The following is an 11,149-nucleotide window of genomic DNA, read 5'->3' on the forward strand; positions in this document are numbered from 1 at the left end:
GCACGGGATGGCGGAAGCCCAGAGCAGGCAGGTCGTCGTCATCGGCGGTGGCCAGTCGGGCCTCGCCACCGGCTACTTCCTGCGCCGGGCGGGGCTCGACTTCGAGATCCTGGACGCCAACTGGAAGCCGGGCGGCGCCTGGCCTTCGGCCTGGGACTCCCTGCACCTTTTCTCCCCGGCGCAGTCCAGCTCACTACCGGGCTGGCCCATGCCGCCCGTGCTTGGCGAAGGCTATCCCGGTCGGGACCACGTGGCTGCCTACCTGGCGGCCTACGAGGAGCGCTACCGGCTGCCGGTCCGGCGCCCGGTCCGGGTCGAGGCCGTCGAGCGCGCGGGTGACCAACTGCTCGTCCGAACCGATGCCGGAAGTTGGACGGCGTCGGCGGTGGTCAGTGCAACGGGCGGCGCCAGCCGACCGTTCATCCCGGACTACCCGGGCCGGGTCACCTTCGGCGGGCGGCAACTGCATTCCTCCTCGTACCGCTCGCCTCAGGATCTCGCGGGTCAGCGTGTCCTTGTGGTGGGCGGCGGCAACTCCGGCGCACAGATCCTCGCCGAGCTGTCGCTCGTGGCCGATGCGACCTGGGTCACGCCGGAGCCGCCCACCCTCCTCCCGGATGACGTGGACGGCCGCGTGCTGTTCGAGCGGGCCACCGAGCGCATTCGGGCCCAGCAGCAAGGCCGCGATCCCGGGCCGCCACTGGGAGGCTTGGGCGACATCGTCATGGTGCCGCCCGTCAGCGAGGCCCGCGACCGTGGCGCCCTGCACAGCGTTCGGCCCTTCGTGCGCCACGATCCGCGCGGCGTCGTCTGGCGGGACGGAAGCCACTGCCCGGTGGATGCGGTCATCTGGTGCACGGGCTTCCGCCCGGCCCTGGAGCACTTGGCGCCGCTCGGGGTGCTGGAGCCGGACGGACGCATCGCGGTCCAGGGTGCCCAGTGCGTCCGCGAGCCGCGCCTCTGGTTGGTCGGCTACGGTGACTGGACCGGGGTTGCCTCCGCCACCCTGGCCGGGGTGACGCGGGCCGCCCGGGGTGCCGTCCAGGAAATCCAAGAAGCGGCGGGCGCGCCGCCCGTGAGCATGGCTTGATCGGAGAACTGAATGCCTGACGCGAACCTTCCGGACCTGTCGCTGCCCAACGTCTCCGAAGCGGAGCTCGAAGTGCCTGACTTGGCGAGGCTCGGCATCCCCGGCGCGAGCACGCACGCGCCCCGGATCCTGCTGCTCTACGGCTCGCTCCGGGAGCGGTCCTACAGCCGGTTCCTGACCCTGGAGGCTGAGCGCATCCTGCGGCGGTTCGGCGCCGAGACGCGGGTCTTCGACCCCCGCGACCTGCCGGTGGTCGACAGCGTGCCCGCCGACCACCCCAAGGTCGCCGAGCTCCGGGAGCTCTCCCTGTGGTCGGAGGGGCAGGTCTGGTGCAGCCCGGAGCGGCACGGCGCCGTCACAGGCATCCTGAAGAACCAGATTGATTGGTTGCCGCTGGAGAGCCGGGGCGTGCGCCCGACCCAGGGGCGCACGCTGGCGGTGATGCAGGTCTCCGGCGGGTCGCAGAGCTTCAACGCCGTGAACACGCTGCGTTTGCTCGGCCGCTGGATGCGGATGGTCACCATCCCCAACCAGTCGTCGGTGCCCAAGGCATACAAGGAGTTCGACGAGGCAGGCCGGATGCAACCTGGACCGCTCTACGACCGCGTCGTCGATGTCATGGAGGAGCTGGTGAAGTTCACGTTGCTGACGCGGGACATCTCGGCCCACCTGACCGACCGCTACAGCGAGCGGAAAGAGCGGGCCGAGAAGCAGGCCAAGGCAGATCTTGCCGTCCTGTCGGGTGCCGCGAGTTGAAGGTCGGCGGTTGGCAGCAGAAGTCTGCTGCTTCTAAGGCAGTTCCGCGCGCCTCGCCGGACATCCACAGGCCGCGTCCAAGATCCTGAAAACGGACAAGCGCCACGGTCCTGGGCAGGTTGGGTAGGTCGGTGGAACCCTGCGCATTCTTCGGGACAAAGGTTGTGCGGCTTCGCAGCAGAGGAAGGCGCGGCTGGATTTAGGCTTCTAGCCGCAAGGCCCTGACGGACTCCCGCCAGCAACCCTGTCCTGGGGCTTGGAATGACCCTCCTATCGTTCGGGGCATTCGTCCTATCTCCCAACAGCACGGTTATCCGAGAGGAGGAGCGAGGTGATGGCTGAGCCAAATGGAAGCGCCAACTCCACGGCGGCAGCCAGGGATACCAGTGACGGTGCTCAGGAGGGACCAGCGCCCCATGTGAGCCCACGGGACACGATCACGTCTTCACCGCGGCCGGAGCACCGGCCAACTGGGCTGGGGCGGTTCCGCATATGGCTGAGGCGCATGTTCTATGGCCACCGACCGGCCGCTGTGGCGTTCCAGGTCGGCCTTTTGACCATTGACCTGATGGCGATCGCCTACTTCCTTGCCACGACCTTTGTCGCTGATGCGCCCTGGATCCGCGCTGTCGATCTGGCGCTCGGCATTCTACTCGCACTCGAGTTGCTGGGTAGGATGCTCGCTCACCGGCACCCGATGCACTTCTTCGACAACGGTGCGGCGTTCGTGGACGTCCTCGTCGTCGCCTCGCTGTTTGTCTCCGCTCTCGGCGCGAACCTCGGATTCCTGCGTATCCTGCGCACGGTTCGTCTCCTGCGGTCTTACAACGTGCTCGGCCGCCTCAAGGGGCGCTTCCCCGCGGTGCGGCGCAACGAGGCAGTAATCCGTGCCTCCATGGACCTGGCTGTGTTCGTCGTCATGGTCTCTTCATTGGTCTACGTGACCCAGCGTGGGACCAACGAGAAAATTCAGGACTTCGTGGACGCGCTTTACTTCACCGTCGCGGCACTCTCCACGACCGGCTTCGGTGACGTAACTCTCATCGGCAGCACCTTTGGTGAACTGCTCTCGGTTGTCATGATGATCGTCGGGATCACACTGTTCTTCCGTCTGGCGCAGGCCGTGTTCCAACCTGGCGGGAAGGTGCTGCACCCCTGTCCCCAGTGCGGGCTGCAGCGTCACGATCTGGATGCCGTGCATTGCAAAGCGTGCGGCCTAGTGCTGAGGATTCCCAATGACAGCGCCTAGGGAAACATCGGCGCGGCCGTCCTGGGTGGACCGTGCTTGTATACGCCTCAATGACCGTCACCGTGCTTATCGACACCTATATCCGCACCAGGGTCAGATTTCACCTTCTCGCCGCCAGAAAGGGGCGGCGGCCACCACGACGCTGGAGCAGCGATCACTGTCCGCTTGTTTCGGCCGGTAACCTGAGCGCGGCATTCCTGTTTGCGGCAGCCATGCGCCCATTTCGGACGGCGGCGACCGGCTCGCGGAAGCTCAGAAGCGACGTGGAAGCTGAGCCTGAGCGGATCAGCGCCTCCTTCTAAGGTAAGCTGACTTCCTGCGCTTCCCGCGACGTCGATCAGAGCTGCTAACCCGGCATGGAATCTACGGCCAGCACCGCACCACTCGCGGATTCCGTTACGAGGACTGTCCTGCCCTCTGCATGCACGAAGTAGCCTTTTACCTCGCCTTGTTGCCGATTGAGGGCATGCTGGGTCTACAGGCCGGACGAGCTGCATACCTGGGGTGTTGCTTCGATCGGCGCGGCCATCCGCCGAAGGGGTGCACAAGCAGAACCGGGCCCGCTCATAAAGCTCCGCTGCCTCCGCTGAGAGATCAACGCCGGAGGCCCGCGCGTCAACCCGATCACACGTGCCGCATGGGGCCCCGGGTTGGACCGTACACGCAACCGCCGCCACTTCGTGAAAGGACTTTGTCGTTCCGGCACCATGGCAGGTACCGGGGTCAACCCGGCGCAACTCCAGGCCAGGATTTCCTCCGTGCCTACGCTTCTGGTGCCAGAGGGCGCAAATCCCATTCGCCGGTAAAGACGCAGAGCAACCCGGTTCTCCCGGTCGACCAACAGGAGAACCCGTCGGCACCCTGGCACGCCGGAGAGCCTGCGCAGGACGGCGGTGACCATCGCCCGACCGATGCCCGCACCCTGCGCTCGCGAGGAGACCGCCAGGTATCCGAGCCACCAAGTCGAACCGTCCTGTGGGTCCGGATGAGTAACGTAAAACCCAAGTGGTTCCCCATCGCGCTCAGCCATGACGAGCACATGGGCGGCTCCCCGGCGAACGGCGGCCGCGACCACTTCGAGCGGTCCCAGAAAGCGGGCGGTCACGTCGGTGTCGAGAGGGATACTGAACAGGATGTCAGTCGCGGCACGACCAATTCGACGTTGCTTCAGGGGAGCACTGCTCCCGGGGCTAATCATGAAAACCTTCGCGAACATGGACAACACGGCACACGGGCGCCAGGGACTCTGATAACTCCGGCTGTCAGTCGCAGGTTCGGGTGCGAGCCGGGACATGGGTTTCTGTCATGGTCCAACTATCGTCCGGCAAACGAACAGCCTCAAGCCGGTATACTGAATGTCATAGGTTCTTCATCGTTCGGGTTGTGACTGGCTCCCGAGTGCATTCGCGACAAGCGGACACCTCGGTGCGAGCGACCGCATGTGATGGCGGTCGTGACGCATCGAGACGCACCGGCGCGCGTCGCGCACCTCGCGGCCTGGATCGTCGCCTTCCACGGTTCTACCGACCATCCCGCCCCGTGCTCACCCGAGGAACTCGGGGCGCATGGGTCTTTGGCCGGGTTCATTGTGACGGCGGTGGTGTTCAGCAATGGCCGCTTCTGACGGATTGTGCTCCGGAGCAGACTGACCGCTACCGGCAACCCGTGACGACATAGACCTCGCCCTCCTCCGTCGCGAGCCGCCGGACAGAAGTTTCTATCCCCTCCCAGAGACAACGGTTCGAGGCAGGATGCTGGGGCACGATGTTGGCGAGAGAGAAGCTCTCGGCCATCGGCGTGGGGGTGGCCATGTCGCCGGAGGGCGCCATGTGTCCGCGGTCGAAACCGGAGCGGGCATAGTCCGAGAGCCGCGCCCGCTCGTCCGGGGGTAGCCGATCCTCGTCGTGGAAGGAGCCCTCGCGCCGGACCTTCCGGGCCCCAGCCATCCAGGCGCGGGTGAGGTGCTCGGCGACGGCCAGCGGCGTGCGGGAGACCCCACTGTGCAGGACGGCGTAGCCCTCGAAGCAGAGCTCGCGGACCTGGGCGGCGAGCGCGGGCCGGAGGATCTCGGGGGCGCTACCAAACGCGAAGTGTTCGGGGCAGGCGGTCGTCGCGGCGAGGCCGTGCGGGGAGAGGATCAGAAGGACGCCGAGCGCCGCCGCCGAGGCTCCGCGCTGCGTCGATCCACGGCCAGCGTGCCTCTGCCCGGGGTCGTGGTAGTCTGGACCGCACATCAAGCCCTCTCCCACCTCGTGGCCCCGCCTGTCCGCAAAATCATCCACGTCGACATGGACGCCTTCTACGCCTCCGTCGAGCAGCGGGACGACCCCGCCCTTCGCGGCCGCCCCGTCGCGGTCGGCGGCTCGGCCGAGCGGGGCGTGGTCGCGGCCGCGAGCTACGAGGCCAGAGCCTTCGGGGTGCGCTCGGCCATGCCTTCCCGCACCGCGCGCCGCCTCTGCCCCGATCTCGTCTTCGTGCCGCCGCGGTTTGACGTCTACCGGGCCGTCTCGCGGCAGATCCGGGCGATCTTCGAGGAGTACACGCCGCTGGTGGAGCCGCTCTCACTCGACGAGGCCTACCTCGACGTGACCGGGAACCTGAAGGGTATTCCGACCGCGGTGCGGGTGGCTTCAGAGGTCCGCGCTCGCATCCTTGCCGAGACGGGCCTGACTGCGTCCGCCGGGATCTCCTACAACAAGTTCCTCGCCAAGCTCGCCTCGGACCAGAGAAAGCCGAACGGGCAGTTCGTCATCACTCCGGAGAGGGGCCCCGCCTTCGTCGAGGGCCTGCCGGTGTCGCGCTTCCATGGCGTCGGCCCGGCGACGGCCGTGAGGATGGAGCGCCTTGGCATCCGCACAGGGGGCGACCTGCGGGAGAGGTCCCTCCCATTCCTCATCCAGCATTTCGGCAAGGCGGGGGCCCACTTTCACGCCATCGCGCGCGGCGAGGATGACCGGCCCGTGGTCCCCGACCGGCCACGTAAGTCCTACGGGAGCGAGATGACCTACGCGCGCGACCTCGCGACGGAGAAGGAGGTCGAGAGGGCAGTAGCGGCCCTCGCTGACGGGGTCTGGAGTTGGTGCGAACGGAGCGGCACCCTCGGCCGGAGCGTGACGGTGAAGCTGCGCTACGCCGACTTCCGCACCGTCACGCGAAGCCGGACCACAGGCGAGGCACTGGCGAGGAGGGACGCCCTCGTCTCGACCGCTGTGTCGTTGGCCACGGCGCTGTTCCCGCTCGAGAGGCCGGTTCGGCTTCTTGGCGTGACTCTTTCGGGGTTCGACCCCCGCATGGCACCCGCGAGCAGTTGCCAGGCCGCATTCAACTTTGCAGCGGAGCGCTGACATACCCACGGCGCCGCTCACGCCAAGGTGTGCGCTGGCGATGGTCGATGGTCTATGAAAATCGGCGGTAGACTTCCGCGGCCTATTGGGCCGCTAAGCGTCCACGTCGGGCATCCGCGCGTCGGCGTCGAGTTCTCGAAAGCGGACCTAAGTCCGAGATGCAGATCTGTCCTGGATGACCAGGACGAGGCGCCCCTTGCGCTTTGATGCACGACCTGAGATGCCTCGCGGCCATCATTAACTGCCTGTAATTGGAGAGAAAGGCTTTGCAGGAAGCTGTTTCCGCGCAGGATCTCGCGCCAACTCTGCGGGCGCGTGTGGCCAGACTGGTGACCTCCGCCAGGTTCCAGCACGCCGTAACGGCGCTCATCCTCATCAATGCCGTCACCCTGGGGCTGGAGACCTCAGCCACGGTCATGGCTGGCTTCGGCCCGGCTCTGGAGTTCGTCGACAGCTCCCTGCTCTGCTTGTTCACGGCTGAGCTGGCCCTAAGGATCTTCGCGTTCCGTGTTCGCTTCTTTCGTGACCCTTGGGGCGTCTTCGACCTAGTCGTGATCGGCATTTCCTGGGCACCCTCGGGCGGAGACCTGTCCGTCCTCCGGTCCCTGCGCGTGCTGCGGGTGCTCCGCCTCCTCTCGGTCGTCCCGTCCCTCCGGAACGTGGTCGAGGCCATGCTGGCCGCCCTGCCCGGGATGGGCAGCATCGTCCTGCTCATGGGGCTGATGTTCTACGTCTCGGGCGTGATGGCGACGAAGCTGTTCGGCGAGAGCATGCCGGAGAAGTTCGGGACCCTCGGAGGGTCCATCTTCACCCTGTTCCAGCTCATGACGCTGGAGGGTTGGGTCGAGGACATCGTGAAGCCCGCCATGGAGAACCACCCCGGCGCCCTTCTGTTCTTCATCCCCTTCATCGTCATCTCCACCTTCGTCGTGCTCAACCTCTTCCTCGGGGTCATCGTCGAGAGCATCCAGACGCTCCGGGAAACTCGCGAGAGCGCCGACGCCGAGGCGGCCCAGGCTGCCACGGATGCCGCTGCTTCCGCCGCCCACGCCGACAGCCAGATGCTGTTGTCGGAGGTGCGTGCCCTGCGGATGGAGATCTCCACCTTGCGGGCTGAGAGGGGCTAGGGCCGTAATGGGCACGCCCCCCCGTGCCCACAGGGTTCCTGCCCGAAAACTTCGTCCAGCCTTGGGAAAGGGGAAATCTGAGCGACATGGGCCGGGCTTTTAGCCCAGCCCTGTTCCTAGTCCGCGCGGGGGAGTGCGGAGGTAAGGATAAAGGCCCAGCGCGCCATCGAACCGCGCGCCGATGCCCGCTTTTCGACATCGTCGTCCCAGGGTCCCAGGGGCGGACTGGCAGATATTGGCCAAGCCCGGCCATTGGAAGAGCGGTGGCAAAAGTCGGGTTTGGGTCGAGAACAGTCACCGCCAGAGCGGCTGGTACAGCCTCCTAACCGTCGGCCTTGCTATCGGCGCCGGAGCGCCACCGGCACCAAGGCCAGCACCAGCAGGATGTTCAGCACAGCGGCAGCGCACAGCATGGCGAGCGTCGTAGAGGCGCCGAACCCGTCCAGCAACCAGGCGCCGAGGAACGGCGAGGCCGCCTGCGCGATGAGCGTCGGCATGGCGATGCGCCCCATCAGCACGGCGTATCCCTCCTTGCCGAACAGGGCCAAAGGCACCGTTCCGCGGGCGATGGACCGGATCCCGCTACCCATCCCGTACATGACGATGCCCGCCGCCACGACACCCGGCGCGCCGACCAGCATGCCCAGTCCCAGCGCCACCAGCACCGACGAGGCGACCAGACTCCAGATTGGGTGGGCCTTCTTGCCGAAGAGCATCTCCAGCATGCGGGCCCCGACCTGGGAGGGACCGATGAGCGTCCCGAGCGCGACGGCGGCGGCCAAGCCCAAGCCCTGCGATTGCAGCAGCGTCAGCAGGTGAACGGAGATGACGGTCATGATGACAGCCGCCAGGGTGAAGCCGGAGGCCAGCATGACGAAGGCGTAGCGTTGGCTGGCTCGGACTTGGCCCGGCGCCGCGGCCGTTCTGGCCGCCACGGGTGCCGGTGCGGACGCGGCCGCCTCGCGGGGCACGCCGAGCAGGTAGAGCGGTAGAACGACGGCCATGTGGACGGCTGCGTAGGTCAGGCAGGCGCCGCGCCAGCCGACCTGCTCAACGAGAAGGGCGCTGAGCGGCCAGCAGACCGTGCTGGCGAAGCCTCCGAACAGGGTGACGTGGGTGATGGCAGGGCGAGCGTGCTCGCCGTAGAGGCGCCCCAGGGTCGAGAAGGCTGGGTCGTAAAGACCAGCCCCCATGCCCGCTCCGAGCACCACCCAGGCCAGGACGAAGACCGGCAGGCTGGGAGCCAGGCCGAGCAGCAGCAGCCCGGCCGAGAGAAGAACGGCGCTGGCCGCGAGGACGGGGCGGCCACCGCGCCGTTCGATGAGGTGGCCCACGCGCGGGGACACCAGGCCGGACACCAGCATCCCTATGGACAGGGCGCCCATGATCCAGGTCAGCGGCCAGCCGGTTTCGGCAGCGACCGGCCCGGCCAGAACGGCGAGCAGGTAATAGGAGGAACCCCAGGCGATGATCTGGGCGACCCCAATGGTGGAGACGACGGCCAGGCGCGAGTGGCTCACCGCCGCGCCCGCCGGGGCATCGGCCGCGATAGTGGTGACTTGGCTCATTGGACTGGTTCGACCTGGACCACCGCCGGGCTGGCGGCGCTACCGCAGCAGGCCGCGTCTTCGGCCAGCTCCGGCTTTGGGGGGCAGCAGCCCCCCTGCGGAGTGACCGGCGTGCAGCACGAGGCCGCTGCCCCCGCCGGATCGGGGAGCACGCGGTTGGAACTGCAGACACCGGTCTGGGGCAGGTCGAGCTCGACCCGGCGCGCCGCCTCGACGTCGCCCGCGAGGAACGCCGCGATGGAGCGCACCTGCTCGTAGCCGGTCGCGAGCAGGAACGTCGGCGCGCGGCCATAGGAGACCATGCCCGCGAGGAAAAGCCCTGCCTCTGGCTGCGCCAGCTCCTCGGCGCCGTGCGGCCGAACCGTGCCGCAGGAGTGCAGGTTCGGATCGATGAGCGGCGCCAGCACGCGCGGGCACTCGAGGGCGGGATCGAGGTCGAGCCTGACCTCGCCCAGGATGCCGAGGTCGGGACGCAGGCCGGTGGCCACGACCAGCTCGTCAGCCTCTACGAGGCGACCTTCCTCGCTGAGCACCCGCAAGGATTCACCATCCCCATGCCGGATCTCGTCAACGGAGAAGGGGGCGAGCAGCTCGACGGCGCCGATTCCAACGAGGCGCCGCAGCCGCTGGCCCAGGGCGCCGCGTTCGGGAAGCTGGTCGGCCGCACCGCCGCCGTAGGCACGCGTCAGGTCCGTACTCCGCGCCGCCCAGAGGACGGCCGTGCACGGCGCCTGCTCGGCAAGGGAGGCCAGGTCGATGAGGGTGCCGATGGCCGAGTGGCCGGAGCCGACCACAAGGACTCGCTTGCCTGCGTAGCGGGCGCGCTCGGCGCCGAGGACGTCCGGCATGCCGTAGCGGATGCGGTCGGCCGCCTCCCGCTCGCCAACGGCGGGCAGGCCGGAGGAACCGGCCGGGCTTGGATTGCCATACGTGCCCGAGGCGACGATCACCGCACGAGCAAGGAGGCGTCCTTGCAATCCTTGAGCGTCCTCGAACCGCACCTCGAAGGGCTGCTGCTCGCGTCCGGCGTTGCGAACCTTCCCCGCGCGCCTGCGGGCGACGCCGGTGACCCGCGTGTTCACCCGCAGGCGCGCGGCGATCTCCGGCACGGCGGCGAGCGGCGCGAGGTAGTCCTCGACGAGGGCGCGGCCGGTTGGAAAGGCGTCGGCGTCCGGCCCTGTCCACCCGTGCCGCCCCAGCAAGGCGCGCGCGGCCCGGTCGATGTTGTAGCGCCAGGGCGAGAACATGGGGACGTGCCCCCAGGCGACCGGCGCCGTGCCGACCGACGACCCGGCCTCAAGGACAACGGGGTTCAGGCCACGCTCGAGAAGATGCACCGCGGCGGCGAGGCCAACTGGGCCGCCGCCGATGATGGCGACAGGCAAACTGGCGGTAGCGTCGCTGCCGACCGGCTGGGACAGGGGAGCACGGCTGGCGCCGCCGCAGCACGAGCTCATGTCACGTTCTCCTCAAATGCCTTGGTGGGAGATGTGTCCGCGCAAGCGAAGTCTCAGCATTGGCAGCCGCGCCCGTTCTTCTTGCGGGCGCTGGCCGCACGACTGGTGTCGGTGAGCGCGGCCGTGGCGTCCATCCAGGCGTCCAGGCCGACCCGGAAGGCTTCCCGACCCTTGTCGGTCAGGGTGTAGACGCGGCGCTCCCGACCGGAGACGACTTCGGTCTCCGAGGTCACGTAACCGCCCTGCTCGAACTCGCGCAGCGTCGGGTAGAGGGCGCCCTCAGAGGGCGAGCAGCAGCCGTTCGTGGTCCGCTCCACCGCGCGCGCGATATCGTAGCCATGGGCCGGGCTGTCGTGCAGCACCTGCAGGACGAAGAAGCGGCTGAGCGCCATCTTGATGGTCCCCGCCCAGTAAGCGCGATCCGTGAAGTCCGGCGAGGGACGAGCGACGGCGCGGAGGACGGGCTGTCTGGGCACATCGGAAGCCTATGCCTCGGAGGGCTATGCGTCAACGATGAGGAGGCAGCGTGCGCTGCCGGGGACTTGGCGACTGACGGAT

12 protein-coding genes are annotated in these 11,149 nt (G+C 67.9%); 7 read left to right on the plus strand and 5 right to left on the minus strand.

Annotated features, from left to right (window positions below; all coding sequences use genetic code 11):
* Window positions 1-7: 7 nt before the first annotated feature.
* The 4 genes from FHS87_RS12025 (at window position 8) to FHS87_RS12040 (ending at window position 3,397) form a co-directional block, all read left to right on the plus strand.
* Window positions 8-1,090, plus strand: coding sequence for an ArsO family NAD(P)H-dependent flavin-containing monooxygenase (locus FHS87_RS12025; protein WP_184518413.1), 1,083 nt, complete (start codon window positions 8-10; stop codon window positions 1,088-1,090).
* Window positions 1,091-1,102: 12 nt separating this feature from the next.
* A complete protein-coding gene (arsH, locus tag FHS87_RS12030) occupies window positions 1,103-1,846 on the plus strand; it encodes an arsenical resistance protein ArsH (RefSeq protein ID WP_184518427.1) in 744 nt (247 codons plus the stop codon).
* Window positions 1,847-2,351: 505 nt separating this feature from the next.
* On the plus strand, window positions 2,352-3,095 hold the full coding sequence (locus tag FHS87_RS12035; protein ID WP_184518430.1) for a potassium channel family protein: 744 nt from the start codon (window positions 2,352-2,354) through the stop codon (window positions 3,093-3,095).
* Window positions 3,096-3,145: 50 nt separating this feature from the next.
* Window positions 3,146-3,397: a hypothetical protein gene (locus FHS87_RS12040; RefSeq protein WP_184518432.1), complete on the plus strand. Its 252-nt coding sequence runs from the start codon at window positions 3,146-3,148 to the stop codon at window positions 3,395-3,397.
* Window positions 3,398-3,570: 173 nt separating this feature from the next.
* Here FHS87_RS12040 and FHS87_RS24625 read toward each other — a convergent pair whose 3' ends face one another.
* Window positions 3,571-4,389: a GNAT family N-acetyltransferase gene (locus FHS87_RS24625; protein ID WP_376766436.1), complete on the minus strand. Its 819-nt coding sequence runs from the start codon at window positions 4,387-4,389 to the stop codon at window positions 3,571-3,573.
* 150 nt (window positions 4,390-4,539) lie between these two features.
* Between FHS87_RS24625 and FHS87_RS12050 the strand changes: the two genes are divergently transcribed.
* Window positions 4,540-4,719 carry a hypothetical protein gene (locus FHS87_RS12050; RefSeq protein WP_184518438.1) on the plus strand — a complete coding sequence of 60 codons (180 nt, stop codon included), beginning with the start codon at window positions 4,540-4,542 and terminating at the stop codon, window positions 4,717-4,719.
* A gap of 28 nt (window positions 4,720-4,747) precedes the next feature.
* On the opposite strand, the gene FHS87_RS12055 is transcribed toward FHS87_RS12050, so the two are convergent.
* Window positions 4,748-5,329 (minus strand): DNA/RNA non-specific endonuclease, encoded by a 582-nt coding sequence (locus FHS87_RS12055; protein ID WP_184518441.1) that lies wholly within the window; start codon window positions 5,327-5,329, stop codon window positions 4,748-4,750.
* An 18-nt stretch (window positions 5,330-5,347) separates the two neighbouring features.
* Between FHS87_RS12055 and dinB the strand changes: the two genes are divergently transcribed.
* Together dinB and FHS87_RS12065 are read left to right on the plus strand one after the other, a co-directional pair.
* The gene (gene dinB, locus FHS87_RS12060) at window positions 5,348-6,439 is read left to right on the plus strand and encodes a DNA polymerase IV (RefSeq protein ID WP_312861975.1); all 1,092 of its coding nucleotides are present in this window, start codon (window positions 5,348-5,350) and stop codon (window positions 6,437-6,439) included.
* Between the two features lie 329 nt (window positions 6,440-6,768).
* Window positions 6,769-7,566, plus strand: a complete 798-nt coding sequence (locus tag FHS87_RS12065) for an ion transporter (protein ID WP_312861976.1) — start codon at window positions 6,769-6,771, stop codon at window positions 7,564-7,566.
* Window positions 7,567-7,904: 338 nt separating this feature from the next.
* Here the strand turns inward: FHS87_RS12065 and FHS87_RS12070 are convergent, their stop codons facing one another.
* From FHS87_RS12070 to FHS87_RS12080, 3 genes are read right to left on the minus strand one after another with little or no spacing between them, the layout of a single operon-like run.
* Window positions 7,905-9,134 carry an MFS transporter gene (locus FHS87_RS12070; protein WP_184518448.1) on the minus strand — a complete coding sequence of 410 codons (1,230 nt, stop codon included), beginning with the start codon at window positions 9,132-9,134 and terminating at the stop codon, window positions 7,905-7,907.
* Complete coding sequence (locus tag FHS87_RS12075; RefSeq protein WP_184518451.1) at window positions 9,131-10,591, minus strand: FAD-dependent oxidoreductase; 1,461 nt, start codon at window positions 10,589-10,591, stop codon at window positions 9,131-9,133. The genes FHS87_RS12070 and FHS87_RS12075 overlap by 4 nt, the downstream gene beginning before the upstream one ends.
* A 53-nt stretch (window positions 10,592-10,644) precedes the next feature.
* Complete coding sequence (locus FHS87_RS12080) at window positions 10,645-11,067, minus strand: PadR family transcriptional regulator (protein ID WP_184518454.1); 423 nt, start codon at window positions 11,065-11,067, stop codon at window positions 10,645-10,647.
* Window positions 11,068-11,149: the final 82 nt, after the last annotated feature.

Source organism: Muricoccus pecuniae, from assembly GCF_014199205.1.
Classification (GTDB): Bacteria; Pseudomonadota; Alphaproteobacteria; order Acetobacterales; family Acetobacteraceae; genus Roseomonas; species Roseomonas pecuniae.

Excerpts from the sequence above, each read along its gene's own strand:
- FHS87_RS12025 (WP_184518413.1), top strand. The coding sequence starts at position 8 with ATGGCGGAAGCCCAGAGCAGGCAGGTCGTCGTCATCGGCGGTGGCCAG.
- arsH (WP_184518427.1), top strand. The coding sequence starts at position 1,103 with ATGCCTGACGCGAACCTTCCGGACCTGTCGCTGCCCAACGTCTCCGAA.
- FHS87_RS12035 (WP_184518430.1), top strand. The coding sequence starts at position 2,352 with ATGTTCTATGGCCACCGACCGGCCGCTGTGGCGTTCCAGGTCGGCCTT.
- FHS87_RS12040 (WP_184518432.1), top strand. The coding sequence starts at position 3,146 with ATGACCGTCACCGTGCTTATCGACACCTATATCCGCACCAGGGTCAGA.
- FHS87_RS24625 (WP_376766436.1), bottom strand. The coding sequence starts at position 4,389 with ATGTCCCGGCTCGCACCCGAACCTGCGACTGACAGCCGGAGTTATCAG.
- FHS87_RS12050 (WP_184518438.1), top strand. The coding sequence starts at position 4,540 with ATGGCGGTCGTGACGCATCGAGACGCACCGGCGCGCGTCGCGCACCTC.
- FHS87_RS12055 (WP_184518441.1), bottom strand. The coding sequence starts at position 5,329 with ATGTGCGGTCCAGACTACCACGACCCCGGGCAGAGGCACGCTGGCCGT.
- FHS87_RS12070 (WP_184518448.1), bottom strand. The coding sequence starts at position 9,134 with ATGAGCCAAGTCACCACTATCGCGGCCGATGCCCCGGCGGGCGCGGCG.
- FHS87_RS12075 (WP_184518451.1), bottom strand. The coding sequence starts at position 10,591 with ATGAGCTCGTGCTGCGGCGGCGCCAGCCGTGCTCCCCTGTCCCAGCCG.